Genomic DNA, 16675 nt, shown 5'->3' with positions numbered 1-16675 from the left:
CCTGACGTGCGCACAAAGCCCGAGTTTTCCCGCGGAGTGCGCCAAATGTGACCAATTTCGGCTCGACTTTGGTATGGTTCTCCGTGGCAGCGCTCGGCGCTGCGCCAGCGGGAGCTCATCATTCAAGCAGTAGATTGTTGCGACCCCGTCGCCTTCGCGTCGGACCGTCGATCGCGCACCGACCGTCGCTCCGGCACCACAGCGTTGGCCATCACCTCCCCATGACCCGCATCTATCTGGTCGACGACCAGCTCATCCTCCGCGACGGACTGCAGGCGCTACTCGAGGCGGCCGGCCACGAGGTCATCGGCGCGAGCAGCGATCCCACTCAGTGCATCGTCGAAGCGCAGCAACGCCATGCCGAGGTGATGCTGCTCGACCTCGGCCTGGGCGAACGCTCGGGTTTCGAGGTGCTGCAAGAGCTGAAACGGCGCAGTGCCACGGTCCGCGCGCTGGTGCTCACGATGTCGGCACAGCCGCGTCACGTGGCCGACGCCGTGCGCATGGGCGCCGCCGGCTACGTGCTGAAGGATGCCGGCGCCGCCGAGTTGCTCGAAGCCATCGACACCGTGGCCGCGGGTCGCCGCTACTTCGGCCCGCAGGTGGCCGACCTGGCCCTGCAGGCGCTCACAGATGATGCGCCGCCCGACCGCTTCGCCACGCTGTCGCCCCGCGAGCGCCAGATCGTCACCATGGTGGTCAATGGCCTCAGCAGCGCCGCCATCGGCACGCAGCTTCACCTGTCGCCCAAGACGGTGGACACCTACCGCAGCCGCATCATGTCCAAGCTGGGGGTCAACGGCGTCACGGCGCTGGTGCGCCTGGCCGTGCGCGAAGGCCTGGTCGAGAACTAGACCGGGCTGGTGCGGCAGCCTGCGGCCGGCGCCCCGCCTCACCAGACGCAGCTGCGAAAGCCGCTGAACAGCTCATCCCTGGCGCCCGCGGCGAACCGTCGCGCCCCCGGGTGCCGCAAGCGCGGCACCGTGGCCGCCGACGCCCCCCGCATCACCCGCCCCCCGGGCCTGGCCGGCAGCGCATCCAGCCGCGCTGGCCCGTCGACCTGCCCGGGCCAGGGCCGTGCGGTACCCGCCACCCATTCGAAGCCATCGCCCCAGGCGAAGCCGCGGGGCCCGGCCACCGACACCGCCAGCGCCCATTCGGCCTCGGTGGGCAGGCGGCGTCCGGCCCAGCGGCACCAGGCGTCGGCCTCGAACCAGGCCACGTGCAGCGCCGACTGCCCGCCCGGCACGCGCTGGGCCCGCCCCCCGGCATGCACCAGCACCCCACCGGTGAACTGCTCCACATAGCGCGGCGCACGGCGCTGCGTGGCCTCGACCCAGTCCCAGCCCTCGGGCGACCACCAGCGTGGCTCGTCGTAGCCGCCATCGGCGGCGAACTCGGCAAACTGCGACCAGCACACCGGCTGGGCATCGATCTCGAACTCGGGCACCGCCACCTCGAACGCCGGCCGTTCGTTGTCGGGCGCAAAGGCACCGCCCGGCGTGCCCAGGCACACCGTCTGGGCCCCGAACCCCAGCGCATCACGGCGAGGCCGGGGCGGTGGCACAGGCAGCAGGTGCGCATCGTCGGGCAGCGGCAAGCCGACGGCCCGCGCCAATGCGGCCAGCGTCTCGGCGCTGCGGTCCTCGTGCAGCAGCGCCAGGCGAAAAAAGTACAGGCCCGCGGGTTCGGGACTGGCCTTGTCGAGCAACTCGAGCGTGGTGTCGAGCGTGGCGGCCAGGTAGCTGCGCAGGCCGTCCTGGTAGTCGGCCACCCGCACCCAACGCTCGAGCGGCGTGCAGGCACCGGGCGCAAACCAGCCGTCGGCCTGCGGTTCGATCGAAGCCAGGCGCGGGCCCCCGGGGTCGGCCGCAGGGCCACGGCCACGCTGCACCAGCCGCGAGATCCAGGCCTCCTGGAACCAGGCCGCGTGGCCGATGGTGAAGGCCGGCGGATCGAAGCCAGCCAGCGCCTCGCCCGGCGTGAAGCCCTCGAAGGCGGACAGCCAGCGCAACGTGCGGTTGCGTGCGTCCATCAGCGCCAGGGACAACCACTCGGCCCCGGCCTCGCGCAGGCCCCGGGGATCGTGGACGTCGGCGCCCCGGAAGCTCGACGGCACGCTCATCTCCGCAGTTCAGGAACCCTGGCGCATCCGCGACAGCTCGCGGGCGCGTGCCGCGCCCGCCGCGCTGCGCGCGGGCCTATGCGCGCTCGATGCGCATTCTGGCGCTGTGGTTGTGACAACACTCACTTGCCGCCGGCAAGTGAGTCGTTGCCGCAAGACCAGCCGGGCGCGTGCCGCGCCCGCCGCGCTGCGCGCGGGCCTATGCGCGCTCGATGCGCGCATAGGCGCTGTGATTGTGAATGCTCTCGAAGTTCTCGACGTCGACCGTGTAGGCACCGATGCGCGCATCGGCGTCGAGCTTCAGCGCCACGTCGCGCACCAGGTCCTCGACGAACTTGGGGTTCTCGTAGGCGCGCTCGGTGATCCATTTCTCGTCCGGGCGCTTGAGCAGCGGCCAGATCTCACTGGACGCCGACTCCTCGGCGAAGCGCACCAGTTCGTGCCATTCGATGGCCTGGCGCAGCTCGACGCGGATCGTGACCAACGATCGCTGGTTGTGCGCGCCGTAGTCGGAGATCTCCTTCGAGCACGGACACAGGCTCTTCACCGGCACGCCCACCTCGGCCCACACACGGGTGGTGCCGCCGCGGGTCTCGGCGATCCAGCGGCCCTGGTAGTCGAGCAGGCTCTGCACGCCCGACACTGGCGCGCGCTTGCGCAGGAAGAACGCGAAGCGCGACTCGATGCGGCCCTCCTGCGCGCCCAGCAGTTCGAGCATGGCCGCCAGTTGGTCGCGCAGCAGCACCGCATCGACCGGCGCGGCGAGGCGGTCGAGCCAGGCCACGAAGCGCGACATGTGGGTGCCCTTCTTGTCGGCGGGCAGCGCCACGTCGAGGTCCCACTGCGCGGTGGTCTGTTGCGGCTGCCCGGCCACCCGCAACGTGAGCGGCCAGCGCACATCCTTGACGCCGACACGCTGGATGGCGACGTGGCGTTCGTCACGCTCACTTTGGGTGTCGGGGATGTGGAGGGCGTCGGTGAGGTTGGTCATGGTCTTGCTCGGCACACGCGCGAGCATGACACCGAATGAGGATTCCTGCCCTGCGACGGTCTTGCCGCATGGTTGGTGGGACGGGTGCGACGGACGCTCGAGCCCTCAGTCGTTGACCGCCGGCCGCACCAGCGACAGGTGGGCACCGAAACGCTTGCGCACCGACAGCTCGATGCCGGCCGCATCGAGCCCGATCAGCGACAGCAGCTTGGCCGGATCGCCCTGCTCGATGAAGGTGTCGGGCAGACCGAGCTGCAGCATCGGCATCTGCAGGCCGGCGGCCATCAGGCACTCGCCCACCGCACTGCCCGCACCCCCCATGACGCAGCCTTCCTCGATGGTGACCAGCGCATCGTGCGTGCGCGCCAGGTCGGCCACCAGGGCCTGGTCGAGCGGCTTGACGAAGCGCATGTCGGCCACCGTGGCGTCCAGCGCCTCGGCCGCCACGAGCGCGGGGTGCAGCAAGGTGCCGAAGGCCAGTATCGCGATGCGACGGCCCTGCCCCGATGCCACGCCGGAGCGCCGTCGCACCTCGCCGCGGCCCCACGGCAGTGTCTCGAAGCCGGCGGACACGGCCTGGCCCGTGCCGGCGCCACGCGGGTAGCGCACGGCCACCGGGCCGTCGTGGGCATAGGCGGTGGACAGCGCCTTGCGGCACTCGTTCTCGTCCGACGGGGCGATCAGCGCCATGTTCGGCACGCAGCGGACGAAGGCGATGTCGTAGGCACCGCAGTGCGTGGGGCCGTCGGCCCCGACGATGCCGGCCCGGTCGAGCGCGAACACCACCGGCAAGTTCTGCAAGGCCACGTCGTGGATCAGCTGGTCGTAGCCGCGCTGCAGAAAGGTGGAATAGATGGCCACCACCGGCTTCATGCCCTCGCAGGCCAGGCCCGCGGCGAAGGTGACGGCGTGCTGCTCGGCGATGCTCACGTCGTGGTAGCGCGACGGGAAGCGCTTTTCGAACTCGACCATGCCGGAGCCTTCGCGCATCGCCGGCGTGATGCCGACCAGGCGCTCATCGGCCGCGGCCATGTCGCACAGCCATTGTCCGAAGACCTGGGTGAAGGTCAGTTTGGGTGGCGTGGCGGGTTTCTTGAATCCCTCCGCCGGATCGAACTTGCCGGAGGCCGCGTGGTACTGCACAGGATCGGCCTCGGCCAGCTTGTAGCCGTAGCCCTTCTTGGTGACGACGTGAAGAAACTGCGGGCCCTTGCGGTCGCGCAGGTTCTCGAGCGTGGGCACCAGCGCGTCGAGGTCGTGGCCGTCGATCGGCCCGACGTAGGTGAAGCCCAGTTCCTCGAAGATGGTGCCGGGCACGACCATGCCCTTGGTGTGCTCCTCGAAGCGCCGCGCCAGCTCGTACAGCGGCGTGTTGCGCAGCACGGACTTGGCGCCCTGGCGCGCGGCCTCGTAGAAGTTGCCACTCATCAGGCGGGCCAGGTGCTTGTTCAGCGCGCCCACCGGCGGCGAGATCGACATGTCGTTGTCGTTGAGGATCACCAGCACGTCGGCCGGCCACGCGCCGTGCGGTGCGCCGGCGTGGTTGAGCGCCTCGAAGGCCATGCCGCCGGTAAGGGCTCCGTCGCCGATGACGGCCACCGCGCGGCGCTTCTCGCCCTTGAGCTTGGCCGCATGGGCCATGCCCAGCGCCGCCGAGATGGACGTGGACGAGTGCGCCGTGCCGAAGGCGTCGTACTCGCTCTCGTCGCGCCGCGGAAAGCCGCTGAGTCCGCCCAGCTGGCGCAGCGTGTCCATTCGACCGCGGCGGCCGGTGAGCACCTTGTGCGGGTAGGTCTGGTGGCCCACGTCCCACACGATGCGGTCGTGCGGCGTGTTGAAGACGTGGTGCAGCGCGATCGTCAGCTCCACCGTGCCGAGGTTGGACGACAGGTGGCCGCCGGTGCGGCCCACGCTCTGCAGCACGAACTCGCGCAGCTCGCGGGCCAGCTTTTCGAGTTCGGGGCGCGACAGGCGCCGCACATCGGCGGGACCGGCGATGGTGTCGAGGAGGGAGTAGGTCATGGGTTCCGTGGCTCAGCAGTCGCGGTCGACCACCAGATCGGCCAGCATGCCCAGCCGGGCGCAGGCCGGCAGGCCGCTGCGCTCCAGCGCCTGGTGCGCCGCGCGGCGCAGCGACTGCGCCTCGGCGCGCGCGGCCTCGAGGCCGAGCACGGTGACGTAGGTGGGCTTGCCTTGGTGGGCGTCCTTGCCGGCGGTCTTGCCCAGCTTGTCGGACGGTTGGGTCGCGTCGAGGATGTCGTCGACGACCTGGAAGGCCAGCCCGATGGCCGCGCCGAAATCGCCCAGCGCCCGCCAGGCCTCGGCATGGGTCGGGCCGGTGGCCGCCCCCATCAGCACGCTGGCCTGCAGCAGTGCGCCGGTCTTGCGCCGGTGCATGTCGCGCAACTGGGCCTCGTCGAGCGGTTGGCCGATGCTGGCCAGGTCGATGGCCTGCCCGCCGGCCATGCCGGCCGAGCCCGCCGAGCGGGCCAGCAGGCCGCACAGCCGGGCCTGCAGCACCAGCGGCATCTCGGACTCGGGCGGCGTGAGCACCTCGAAGGCCAGCGCCTGCATCGCGTCGCCGGCGAGCATGGCACCGGCCTCGCCGTAGCGCACGTGCACGGTGGGCTTGCCACGCCTTAGCACGTCGTTGTCCATGCAGGGCATGTCGTCGTGCACCAGCGAGTACGCGTGGATAAGCTCCACCGCAGCAGCCGCACGCAAGGCCGCACCCGGGTGGCCCTGCACGGCCTCGCAGGCCGCCAGCACCAGCATCGGCCGCAGGCGCTTGCCGCCATCGAGCACGCCGTAGCGCATGGCCTCGCCCAGCGCGGCCGGCGCATCGCCCGGCACCCAGGCCTCCAGGCTGCGCTCGGTGCGCGCCAGGGCGTCGCGCATCCAGGCATCGAAGGTGTCCGGGGCGTTCATGTCGGCGACCATTCCTTCAGCTGCCCGCCTTCGAACACCTTGACCTGGGCCTCCACGGCCTGCAGGCGCGTGCGGCAGAAATCCAGCAGGAAGGCGGCCCGGCGGTAGTTGTCCAGCAGCCCGTCGAGCGGCATCTGCGCCGATTCCATGGCCTGCACCAGGCGTTCGAGCTCGGCCAGGGCCGCCTCGTAGCTGGCAGGTTCGGGGGCGTCGGTGGGGCGGTCTGTCATCGGCTTCGGCACGGCGGGAAGTTTGATTTTAGTCGCCACCGGCGCCCCGCCCTGACCCCTTGGCTACAATCCCATGCATGGCCGCCAGTGCCTCGAGTCTGGCGGCCATGTTCTTGATGAGACCCATCCCGCGGGGCCACCGGGTGGGGGGTTGAGACATCCTTTCTGGAGCACCTGGGGATCATGTCGGACCTGAGCACACGTCTCGAAGCTCTGGCGCGCGGTGACACGAGCACCCGTTCGCAGCTTTCGGTTTCCACCTATTTCGCCGACGACCTGCATCGCCGCGAGATGGAGCTGATCTTCCAGCACGGACCCCGCTACCTCGGACACGAGCTGGCGGTGCCCGAAGTCGGAGATTTCTACGCCTTGCCGCAAGAGGGCGAAGGCCGCGCCATGGTGCGCACCGCCGAGGGCGTGGAGCTGATCTCCAACGTCTGCCGACACCGCCAGGCGCTGATGCTGCGCGGCCGCGGCCATACCAAGAACAACATCGTCTGCCCACTGCACAGGTGGACCTACGACCTGCAGGGCAAGCTGCTGGGCGCGCCGCTGTTCGAGAAAGACCCCTGCCTGCACCTGCAGCGCTACCGCACCCGCACCTGGAACGGCATGGTGTTCGAGGACAACGGCCGCGACATCGGCGCCGAACTGGGCCACGTCGGCCCGAAGGCCGACCTCGACTTCACCGGCTACGTGCTCGACAAGGTGCACCTGCACGAGTGCGCCTACAACTGGAAGACCTTCATCGAGGTCTACCTCGAGGACTACCACGTCGGGCCCTTCCACCCCGGGCTGGGCCGCTTCGTCAGCTGCTCCGACCTGCGCTGGGAGTTCAGCCGGCACCACTCGGTGCAGACGGTGGGCATCAACGATTCGCTGCGCCAGGCCGGCTCGCCCGCCTACAAGCGCTGGCACGAGGCGGTGCTGGCGCTGGGCAACGGCCAACCGCCCAAGCAGGGCGCGATCTGGCTCACCTACTACCCCAACATCATGGTCGAGTGGTACCCGCACGTGCTGGTGGTGTCCACGCTGTACCCCAAGGGGCCGCAGAAGACGCTGAACATGGTGGAGTTCTACTACCCCGAGGAGATCGCCGCCTTCGAGCGCGAGTTCATCGAGGCCGAGCAGGCCGCCTACATGGAAACCTGCATCGAGGACGACGAGATCGCCCTGCGCATGGACGCCGGCCGCAAGGCGCTGATGGAACGCGGCGACGACGAGGCCGGCCCGTACCAAAGCCCGATGGAAGACGGCATGCAGCACTTCCACGAGTGGTACCGCCGCGTGATGGGCATGGGCCGCGCGTCCTGGTAGGAATGCGCCCGGCGCGTCATCGAAAAAGGGCCGCAGCAATGCGGCCCTTGTTCATTCCGGTGGGCGCAGATCAGGGCTGGTAGACCCAGGCGCCCTTGCTGATCTTGACCATCACGCGGGCGCGTTGGTCCAGGCCGTTGTGGTCGTTGGCCGACATGTTGAAGATGCCGTGCGCGCCCGCCACTTCCTTGGTGGCCTCCAGCGCGTCGCGCAGCGCGGCGCGGAAGGCCGGCGTGCCAGGCTGGGCCTTCTTCAACGCGGCGGTGGCGGCCGCCTGCACCACCAGGCCCGCGTCCCAGGCGTGCGCGCCGAAGGTGGACACGCTGCCCTTGCCGAACTTGGCCTCGTAGGCCGCCACGTAATCCAGCGCGGTCTTGCGCGCGGGGTGGCTGGCCGGCAGCTGGGCGGCCACCAGCACCGGCCCGGCCGGCAGCAGCGTGCCTTCGCCATCGGCACCGACCACGCGCAGGAAGTCGTTGTTGGCCACGCCATGGGTCTGGTAGATCTTGCCGGCGTAGCCGCGCTCCCTCAGCGTGCGCTGCGGCAGCGCTGCCGGCGTGCCCGACCCGCCCACCAGGATGGCCTGCGGGCTGGCGCCCAGCAGCTTGAGCACCTGCCCGGTGACCGAGGCGTCGGTGCGGTTGAAGCGCTCGCTCGCCACCACGTTGATGCCCTTGAGCGCCGCCGCCTTGCCGAACTCCTGCGCCCAGCCTTCGCCGTAGGCATCGGCAAAGCCCACGTAGCCGACCGTCTTGATGCCGTTGTCGGCCATGTGCTGGGCGATGGCCAGCGCCATCATGATGTCATTCTGCGGCGTCTTGAAGGCCCACTTGCGCTTGGCGTCGACCGGTTCCACCACGCGCGAGGACGCGGCCAGCGAGACCATCGGCGTCTGGCTCTCGGCCACCACGTCGAGCATGGCCAGCGAGTTGGGCGTGGTGGTCGAGCCGATGATCACGTCGACCTTGCTTTCGGTGACCAGGCGGCGCACGTTGGCCACCGCGGCCGTGGTGTCGGACGCGTCGTCCAGCACGATGTAGTTCACCTTCTGGCCGGCGATGGTGCGCGGCATCAGCTCGACGGTGTTCTTCTCGGGGATGCCCAGCGAGGCCGCCGGGCCGGTGGCCGACAGCGTGACGCCGATGGTGATGTCGGCCTGCGCCGCCAGCGAGGCCAGCGCCAGGGCGGCAGCGAGCAGGGAACGGGTGAAGGTCATGGGGAGTGCTCCTGTGGTGTCTGTTTGAATCGATGGCCGCGGACGTCGCCGCGGCGGCGGGCCGTCAGCCGCCGGATCCGGCCCGGTGCACTGGTGCACCGCCGACCACCGGGCGTCCCTTCATCGTGTACGACCGACCGCGGAACTCGGCCACGCGCCGGCCATGCTGGTTGGTGACGACGATGTCGTACAGGCCGGTGCGGCCGGTCTTGTTCAACTCGCGCGCCACTGCCGTGAGCACGTCGCCTTCGTGCGACGGCGCCAGCAGGTCGACCGAGAAGCCGGAGGCCACGGTGAGCTCGTCGTAGGCGTTGCAGGCGTAGGCGAAGGCCGTGTCGGCCAGCGTGGTGACGAGACCGCCGTGGCAGATGGCAAAGCCGTTGAGCATGTCGGCGCGTACGGTCATGCTCACCGTCGCCCGCCCGGGACCGACCTCGCCCACCGTGATGCCCAGCGTGCGCAGCACGGTGTCGTTGACGAGCATGGCATCGCGCACGGCCTCGGCGGTCTGCTGCGGCGTTCGCTGGGGCGGGGTGGGTTCGGTCATGGTGGTGTGCAGAGGAACGGCAGGCTCGGTCGAGCCGGCTCGAGACAGGCCATGGTACCGGCTGCCGCCGTCACAGACGACCGGCCACCTTGCCCAGCAGTTCGATGAGCATGGCGTGCTCGGCACGGCTGAGCCGGTCCAGCAGTTCGCGCTCCATCGGGGCGGCGGCCTCGGCCGTGGCGCGGGCAATGCGGCCCCCTTCGGCCGTGAGCACGATGTTCTGCGAGCGGCGGTCGACCTGGCTGCGCTCGCGGCGGATGAGGCCGCGCTCCTGCAGGCGGTCGAGCAGCAGCGTCAGGTTCGGCGCCGACAGCGCCAGTGCCTGGATCAGCCGCTTGGGCGACAGCGGCCCGTTGGCCAGCAGCAGCATCAGCATCGAATACTCCACCTTGCGCAGGCCGTGCGGCTGGCCGATGTGGCGCTCGAACAGCGCATAGGTGACGACCGCGGCCTGGGCAATGTGGTAGCCCAGCACGTCGGTGAGCGGCCCCAGCGACAGCGACGCCGCCTCGTTCGGCCGGTCGGTGGGCAGGTCGGCCGTGGGCTCTGCCCCGGCAAGGTCGGACGTTCGGTCGGCGCGGGCCATGCGTGATTGTCAGGCCCAGGGCAGCACCGCATCGCGCCGCGCCGCGCGGGCCCAGTGCACCTGGGCCTGCGGCAGCAGCCAGTCGATGCCGAAGCGGGCCGACTGCAGCCATTGCGCCGGACTGCGTCCCCCGGCGACGGCGGACGGTTGCGGCTGCGCCGTCGCCCGCGCGATGCGGGCCCAGGCCCAGGCCATCAGCGCATGGCCGATGCCGTGCAGCAAGTCGTCGGCCACGCGCAGAGGCCAGTCGGGGTCGGCGTCGCGGCCCGCCAGCAGCGCCGCCATCGCGTCGCGCCAGGCCTGCAGTTGCCCGTCCAGCGCGTCGGCAAACGGCTGCAGCCCGGCCAAGGCCCGGCACGCCGCCACCTCCTGCGCCAGCAGCGCGATCAGCGCGGTCGCGCGTGCGCCGCCGTCGTCGAGCAGCTTGCGCTGCACCAGGTCCACCGCCTGGATCTCGTTGGTGCCCTCGTAGATCATCGCGATGCGGCTGTCGCGCACCGTCTGCTCGATGCCGAACTCGTGCACGTAGCCGTAGCCCCCCCACACCTGCAGGGCCTCGTCGGCGCTGCGGTGGCCGAGGTCGGTGAACAGCGCCTTGGCCACCGGCGTCAGCACCGCCACATGGCCACCCGCGGCGGCGCGTCGCTTGGCGTCCGGGTGCTGCTCGTGCTCGTCGAGCAGCAGCGCCGTCCAGTAGGCCAGCAGACGGCAGGCGTCGGTGCGGGCCTGCAGCGTGTGCAGGATGCGGCGCATCGCCGGGTGCCAGGCGATCGGGTCGGCCGGCGCGGGCGCGGCGCCCTCGGGCCGCACCGCCGCCCGCATCTGCACCCGCTCGGCGGCGTAGCGCCAGGCGTTCTGCGTCGCCGCCTCGAGGTGGCCGACGCCCTGCATCGCCACGTGCAGGCGCGCCGCATTCATCATCAGGAACATCGCCGCCAGGCCACGGTTCGGCTCGCCGACGAGCCAGCCCTGCGCGCGCTCGAAGTGCATCTGGCAGGTGGCGCTGCCCTTGATGCCCATCTTCTTCTCGACGCCGTCGCAGTGCACCGAATTGCGCGTGCCGTCGGGCAGCCACTTGGGCACCAACGCGAGCGACAGGCCCTTGGTGCCGCCCGGTGCGTCGGCCAGCCGGCACAGCACCAGGTGGACGATGTTGTCGGTGAGGTCGTGGTCACCGCCGGAGATGAAGATCTTGCCGCCAGTGACCGTCACCGTGGCGCCGTTGGCCGCCTCGGCGCCGCCCGCCAGGTCGGCGCGCGTGCGCACCAGGCCCAGGTCGCTGCCGGCCTGGGGTTCGGTGAGGCACATGGTGGTCAGCCACTCGCCCGAGGCGACCCGGGCGAGGTAGCGCTCGCGCAGGGCCGGCACGGCATGCGCGCGGATCACCTCGTAGGCGCCGTGCAACAGGCCGGGGTACATGGTCCAGGCGTGGTTGGCCGCGCACAGCATCTCGAACAGCGCCGCGTTCAGCAACTGCGGCAGGCCCTGGCCACCGGCATCGGGCGCGCAGGCCAGTGCGGGCCAGCCGCCGTCGACGAAGGCCCGGTAGGCCGCGGCATAGCCCGGGGGCGTGCGCACGCCCTCGGCCGACCAGTCGCAGCCCGCCAGGTCGCCGGGGGCGTTGGTGGGCGCGAGCACCTCGCACGCAAAGCGAGCGGCCTCTTCCAGCACCTGGCCGGCGGTGTCGGCATCGAGCGCCGCGAAGGCCGGCTGGGCCGCCCACGAGGCCGGCGCGTCCAGCACGCGGGTCATCAGGTGCAGCATGTCGGCCACGGGGGCCTGGTACGACCACATGGCGTGGGTCCTCTCGAAGGGACAGCGGGCCTCAGGCGTTCTTGCGGGCCGCGCCGAGGTAGGTTTCGATGACGCGCGGGTCGCCGGCGAGTTCACTGGCCGGCCCCTCCAGCACGATGGCGCCGGTTTCCAGCACGTGTCCGTGGTCGGCCACCTCCAGCGCCGCACGGGCGTTCTGCTCGACCAGCAGGATCGAGACACCCTGCTCGCGCAACTGGTCGATGATGCGGAAGATCTCGCGCACGATCAGCGGCGCCAGGCCCAGGCTGGGCTCGTCGAGCATCAGCAGCTTGGGCTGCGACATCAGCGCGCGGCCGACGGCCAGCATCTGGCGCTCGCCGCCCGACAGCGTGCCGGCCAGTTGCACGCGCCGCTCCTTCAGGCGCGGGAACAGCGTGTAGACGCGCTCCAGGCCGTCGCGCCAACCGGGCTGGCGCAGCTTCATCGGGCGGTAGCCACCCAGCACCAGGTTGTCCTCGACCGGCAGCGTGCCGAAGAGTTCGCGCTTCTCGGGTACCAGCGCCATGCCCAACATCACGCGTTCTTCCAGCGTGACGTCGGCCAGGTCGACGCCGTCGAAGACCACCCGGCCGCGCGACGGCAGCACCGCCATCAGCGCGTTCAGCAGCGTCGACTTGCCGGCGCCATTGGGGCCGATCACCGTGACCACCTGGCCGCGCGTCAGCCCGAAGCCGATGCCGGTCAGCACCTCGGCACGGCCGTAGCCGGCGTGCAGGTCGCTCACTTCGAGCAATGGGATCGTCATGTCAGTGCTCCGTGCCGAGGTAGGCGGCGCGCACCACCGGGCTGGCCTGCACCTCCTCAGGCGTGCCTTCGATCAGCCGGGTGCCGAACTCCATCACGACGATGCGGTCGGTCAGGCCCATCACGAACTCCATGTCGTGCTCGACCAGCAGGATGCTCATGCCCTCGGACTTCAGCTGGCGCAGCACGTCGGACAGTGCCTGCTTCTCCTTGTGGCGCAGTCCCGCGGCGGGTTCGTCCAGCAGCAGCAGCGCGGGGTCGGTGGCCAGGGCGCGGGCAATCTCCATCAGGCGCTGCGGGCCCAGCGCCAGGTTGCCGGCCAGCTCGTGCATCTGCCCGGCCATGCCGATGCGCTGCAGTTGTCGCTCGGCCTCGGCGAACAGCGCGCGCTCCTCGGCGCGGTCGAGCCGCAGCATCGCGCGCAGCGTGCCCGAGCTGCTGCGCAGGTAGCCGCCCAGCGCGACGTTTTCGAGCACCGTCATCTCGGGGATCATCTTCACGTGCTGGAAGGTGCGCGACACGCCGCGCCGCGCGATCTCGCGCGACGGCAGCCCGGCCACCGATTCGCCGCGGAAGCGCACGTTGCCGCGGGTGAGCGACAGCACGCCGGTGACCAGGTTGAAGGTGGTGGACTTGCCGGCGCCGTTGGGCCCGATCAGCCCGACGATGTCGCCCGCGCGCACCTGGAAGCTCACGTCGTTGACCGCCACCAGGCCGCCGAATTCCTTGCGCACCTGGTCCACGTCCAGCAGCAGTTCGCCGGGCTGCGGCTTGTCGCGCGAGACCAGCGGCGCGGCACCCTGCCAGTCGCGCACGCGGGCCGACGCCGGGAACCAGCGGGTCACGAAGGTCCACAGGCCGTCGGGCACGTACTTCAGCACGCCGATCAGCACCAGACCGAAGACCACGATCTCGAAGTTGCCGCTGGTGCCGATGAGCCTGGGCAGCACCACCTGCAACTGGTCCTCGACGATCTTCACCACGCCGGCGCCGAGGAACGCGCCCCACACGTGGCCGATGCCGCCGAGCACGGCCATGAACAGGTACTCGATGCCCTTGTGGATGCCGAAGGGCGACGGGTTGACGGTGCGCTGGAAGTGCGCAAACAGCCAGCCCGACACGGCGGCCAGCACCGCCGCCAGCACGAAGGCGATGACCTTGTAGCGGAAGGTGGATACGCCCATCGCCTCGGCCATCGTGGTCCCGTTCTTGATCGCGCGGATGGCGCGGCCGGGGCGCGAATCGAGCAGGTTCGTCACCGCCAGCGCCGAGGCCAGCGCGATGGCCCAGATCAGCACGTAGATGCCGCGGCCGCTGCCCAGGCTGAAGCCGGCCAGCGAGATCGGCGGCACGCCCAGGATGCCGTCGTACTTGCCCAGCCAGTCCATGTTGGCCATGGTGTAGTTCAGCGCCAGGCCCCAGGCGATGGTGGCCAGCGGCAGGTAGTGCCCCGACATGCGCAGCGTGATGGCCCCCAGCAGCAGCGCCACCGACACCGACAGCGCCACGCCGATGAACAGCGTGAGCCACGGCGAGACGCCCAGCTTCGTCGACAGGAAGGCCGCCGTGTAGGCGCCCACGCCGACGAAGGCCGCCTGGCCGAACGAGGTGAGCCCGGCCACGCCGGTGAGCAGCACCAGGCCCAGCGAAACGATGGCATACAGCCCGATCGAGTTGAGCTGGGTGATCCAGAAGTCGGGCAGCGGCAGTGCCGGCAAGGCCAGCATCACGGCCGCGAAGAGCGGGAAGTGCAAGCGCCGTGGCATGTCAGTACCGCCCGGCCGTCCGAAGGGACTGACGCGCCCCTCGGGGGCTGCGAACGCAGTGAGCTTGGGGCCGTTTCACTTCAGTGCTCCTCGGTGTGCGGGTCGCGCAGCGAGCGCCACAGCAGCACGGGGATGATCGAGCCGAACACGATCACCTCCTTGAATGCGCTGGCCCAGAACGATCCAAAGCTCTCGAGCAGGCCCACGCACAGTGCGCCCAGCAGCGCCTGCGGGTAGCTGGACAAGCCGGCGAACACCGCGGCGACGAAGCCCTTCAGCCCGATCAGGAAGCCCGAGTCGTAGAACACCGTGGTGGTCGGCCCGATCAGCAGGCCCGACAGCGCGCCGATGAAGGCCGCCACGGTGAAGGTGGCGCGGCCGGCACCGTCGGTGGAGATGCCCATCAGCCGCGCGCCCAGCCGGTTGATGGCGGTGGCGCGCAGCGCCTTGCCGTGCAGCGTGCGTTCGAAGAACAGCCACAGCGAGACGATCAGCGCCGCCGAGGCCATGAAGATGATCAGGGTCTGGCCGCTGAAGGTGAGCGGGCCGACGTTGAAGCGCGCGTCCCAGAAGCTGGGGTTGCGGAAGCCCTCGGCACCGAAGAAGAACAGCCCCAGCCCGGTGAGCGCGAAGTGCACGCCGACCGACACGATCAGGAGCACCAGCACGCTGGCGTCGGCCAGCGACTGGTAGGCCAGGCGGTAGATCAGGCCGCCGAAGGGAGTGACGACCGCCAGTGTCAGCAGCGCCTGCACCAGCAGCGGCGGGTTCTGCGGCGCCGCCCACACCACCAGCGCCGACACGGCCACCGGGTAGGCCAGCGTGCGCAGCGCGGCCAAGGCCACACGCGCCAGCTGCTGGCCGCGCTGCAGGCCCTGCACCAGGTCGGTCACTGCCGCCGCACCGGCCAGCACCAGCAGGAACCACACCGTGCCGGGCACCTTGCCGAGTTGCAGCATGGCCAGCGTGAGCGCGCCGAAGGCCACGTACTCGCCCTGCGGGATGTAGATCACCCGCGTGACGGCGAACACCAGCACCGTGGCCAGCGCCAGCAGCGCGTACACCGCGCCGTTGGTCACGCCGTCGAGCGTGAGGATGCTTGCGATCGAGAAGTCCATCGGGGCCTCTGCGCCGGTTGCCCGGGCGGTGATGGGGAGATCGACGCCGGCTCGCGCCGGGCCGGTCGACAGGGCATGCAGTGGCCCGCCGGGTGGCGGGCCCGTCGCGGCCTTCGGACCGCCCAGAGGCGGGCCGAAGGCCGTGAGCTCAGTTGGCCAGCGCCCAGTCGGCGTTGACCACCTTCAGCATCACGCCGGTCTCGAGCGTGTAGCCCCAGTGGTCGTCCTTGGTCCAGTTCATGATGCCGTGCGCGAACACCGTGCGGCCCATGCCCTCGATGGCATCCTTCAGCGCCGCGCGGAACTCCTTGGTGCCGGGCTTGGCCTTCTTCAGCGCCACCGGCACGGTCTTCTCCAGCACCACGAGCGCGTCGTAGGCATGGCCGGCGAACTGGTTGCGCGAGCCGGCGCCATAGGCCTTCTCGTACTTGGCGACGAAGTCCATCGCCACCTTCTTGCTCGGGTGCGCGTCGGGCAGCAGTTCGCCCACCACAGCCGGGCCGGAGACGACGAAGGCGCCTTCGACGTCCTTGCCGCCGACGCGCATCAGGTCGCGCGTGGCCGCCGCATGCGTCTGGTAGATCTTGCCCTTGTAGCCGCGCTCGACGACGGCCTTGTGCGGCATCGCCGCGCCCGAACCCGAGGCCACGATGAGCATCGCGTCGGGGTTGGCCGCGGTGAGCTTGAGGGCCTGTGCGGTGACGCCGGTGTCCGAGCGCGCGAAGCGCTCGGTGGCCACGATCTTGATGCCGTTCTTCTCGCCCTCGGCGGTGATGGCCTTCAGCCACTGCTCGCCGTAGGCGTCGGTGTAGCCCAGGAAGCCCACCGTCTTGACGCCCTGCTTCTTCATCAGGCCGACCATCGCATGGGCCATCACGTCGTTGGACTGCGGCAGGCGGAAGGTCCAGCCGTCCTTGCCGGGCGGCAGGCCGATCGGCGAGGCGGCCAGTTGCACCGTGGCCGATTCGGCGGCGACGTCGGCGATCGGGATGGCCACCGGCGTGGCGGCCGAGCCGATGATCAGGTCGACCTTGTCCTCGGTGACGAAGCGGCGCGCGTTCTGCACGCCCTTGGTCGGGTCGGTGGCGTCGTCGAGGATGATGACGTTGAGCTTCTCGCCAGCGATGCTGGCCGGCCAGAGCTTGAACTGGTTCTGCATCGGGATGCCCAGGCCCGAGGCCGGGCCGGTCAGCGGCAGCGTGATGCCGATGGTGATGTCGGCCAGCGCCGGTGCCGCCGCCAGCAGGGTGGCCGCTGCGGCCACCAGGGTCTTGATGAACTTCATGGAGGTG

Annotated in this window: 15 protein-coding genes; 2 read left to right on the top strand and 13 right to left on the bottom strand. The window is 70.5% G+C overall.

Annotation, left to right across the window (positions count from 1 at the left end):
• Positions 1 to 221 precede the first annotated feature (221 nt).
• Positions 222 to 854: a response regulator transcription factor gene (locus tag EOINJALH_RS12100; RefSeq protein WP_088280608.1), complete on the top strand. Its 633-nt coding sequence runs from the start codon at positions 222 to 224 to the stop codon at positions 852 to 854.
• A gap of 38 nt (positions 855 to 892) precedes the next feature.
• Here EOINJALH_RS12100 and EOINJALH_RS12095 read toward each other — a convergent pair whose 3' ends face one another.
• From EOINJALH_RS12095 to xseB, 5 genes are all read right to left on the bottom strand, one after another.
• Positions 893 to 2125, bottom strand: coding sequence for an SUMF1/EgtB/PvdO family nonheme iron enzyme (locus tag EOINJALH_RS12095; protein WP_088280607.1), 1233 nt, complete (start codon positions 2123 to 2125; stop codon positions 893 to 895).
• Between the two features lie 199 nt (positions 2126 to 2324).
• Positions 2325 to 3116 carry a GTP cyclohydrolase FolE2 gene (gene folE2, locus EOINJALH_RS12090; RefSeq protein ID WP_088280622.1) on the bottom strand — a complete coding sequence of 264 codons (792 nt, stop codon included), beginning with the start codon at positions 3114 to 3116 and terminating at the stop codon, positions 2325 to 2327.
• A gap of 105 nt (positions 3117 to 3221) precedes the next feature.
• Entirely contained in the window at positions 3222 to 5138 is a 1917-nt protein-coding gene (gene dxs / locus EOINJALH_RS12085; protein WP_088280606.1) for a 1-deoxy-D-xylulose-5-phosphate synthase, read from the bottom strand.
• A 12-nt stretch (positions 5139 to 5150) separates the two neighbouring features.
• Positions 5151 to 6044, bottom strand: coding sequence for a polyprenyl synthetase family protein (locus tag EOINJALH_RS12080; protein ID WP_088280621.1), 894 nt, complete (start codon positions 6042 to 6044; stop codon positions 5151 to 5153).
• Positions 6041 to 6274 carry an exodeoxyribonuclease VII small subunit gene (gene xseB / locus EOINJALH_RS12075; protein WP_088280605.1) on the bottom strand — a complete coding sequence of 78 codons (234 nt, stop codon included), beginning with the start codon at positions 6272 to 6274 and terminating at the stop codon, positions 6041 to 6043. The genes EOINJALH_RS12080 and xseB overlap by 4 nt, the downstream gene beginning before the upstream one ends.
• 183 nt (positions 6275 to 6457) lie before the next feature.
• Between xseB and EOINJALH_RS12070 the strand changes: the two genes are divergently transcribed.
• Positions 6458 to 7591, top strand: coding sequence for an aromatic ring-hydroxylating dioxygenase subunit alpha (locus EOINJALH_RS12070; protein ID WP_088280604.1), 1134 nt, complete (start codon positions 6458 to 6460; stop codon positions 7589 to 7591).
• Between the two features lie 70 nt (positions 7592 to 7661).
• Here EOINJALH_RS12070 and EOINJALH_RS12065 read toward each other — a convergent pair whose 3' ends face one another.
• From EOINJALH_RS12065 to EOINJALH_RS12030, 8 genes are all read right to left on the bottom strand, one after another.
• The gene (locus EOINJALH_RS12065; protein ID WP_088280603.1) at positions 7662 to 8807 is read right to left on the bottom strand and encodes an ABC transporter substrate-binding protein; all 1146 of its coding nucleotides are present in this window, start codon (positions 8805 to 8807) and stop codon (positions 7662 to 7664) included.
• 64 nt (positions 8808 to 8871) lie between these two features.
• Entirely contained in the window at positions 8872 to 9354 is a 483-nt protein-coding gene (paaI, locus tag EOINJALH_RS12060; RefSeq protein ID WP_088280602.1) for a hydroxyphenylacetyl-CoA thioesterase PaaI, read from the bottom strand.
• Positions 9355 to 9424: 70 nt separating this feature from the next.
• On the bottom strand, positions 9425 to 9940 hold the full coding sequence (locus EOINJALH_RS12055; protein ID WP_088280601.1) for a MarR family winged helix-turn-helix transcriptional regulator: 516 nt from the start codon (positions 9938 to 9940) through the stop codon (positions 9425 to 9427).
• Between the two features lie 9 nt (positions 9941 to 9949).
• The gene (locus tag EOINJALH_RS12050; RefSeq protein WP_088280600.1) at positions 9950 to 11734 is read right to left on the bottom strand and encodes an acyl-CoA dehydrogenase family protein; all 1785 of its coding nucleotides are present in this window, start codon (positions 11732 to 11734) and stop codon (positions 9950 to 9952) included.
• 31 nt (positions 11735 to 11765) lie between these two features.
• The gene (locus EOINJALH_RS12045) at positions 11766 to 12500 is read right to left on the bottom strand and encodes an ABC transporter ATP-binding protein (RefSeq protein WP_088280599.1); all 735 of its coding nucleotides are present in this window, start codon (positions 12498 to 12500) and stop codon (positions 11766 to 11768) included.
• Position 12501: 1 nt separating this feature from the next.
• On the bottom strand, positions 12502 to 14265 hold the full coding sequence (locus tag EOINJALH_RS12040; RefSeq protein ID WP_088280598.1) for a branched-chain amino acid ABC transporter ATP-binding protein/permease: 1764 nt from the start codon (positions 14263 to 14265) through the stop codon (positions 12502 to 12504).
• Between the two features lie 80 nt (positions 14266 to 14345).
• A complete protein-coding gene (locus EOINJALH_RS12035) occupies positions 14346 to 15383 on the bottom strand; it encodes a branched-chain amino acid ABC transporter permease (protein ID WP_088280597.1) in 1038 nt (345 codons plus the stop codon).
• A 148-nt stretch (positions 15384 to 15531) separates the two neighbouring features.
• Positions 15532 to 16668: an ABC transporter substrate-binding protein gene (locus tag EOINJALH_RS12030; RefSeq protein ID WP_088280596.1), complete on the bottom strand. Its 1137-nt coding sequence runs from the start codon at positions 16666 to 16668 to the stop codon at positions 15532 to 15534.
• Between the last annotated feature and the right edge of the window lie 7 nt (positions 16669 to 16675).

The sequence above is a fragment of the Ideonella sp. A 288 genome, assembly GCF_002198735.1.
Classification (GTDB): Bacteria; Pseudomonadota; Gammaproteobacteria; order Burkholderiales; family Burkholderiaceae_C; genus Pseudaquabacterium.
This window is presented reverse-complemented; position numbering and strand designations above follow the sequence as displayed.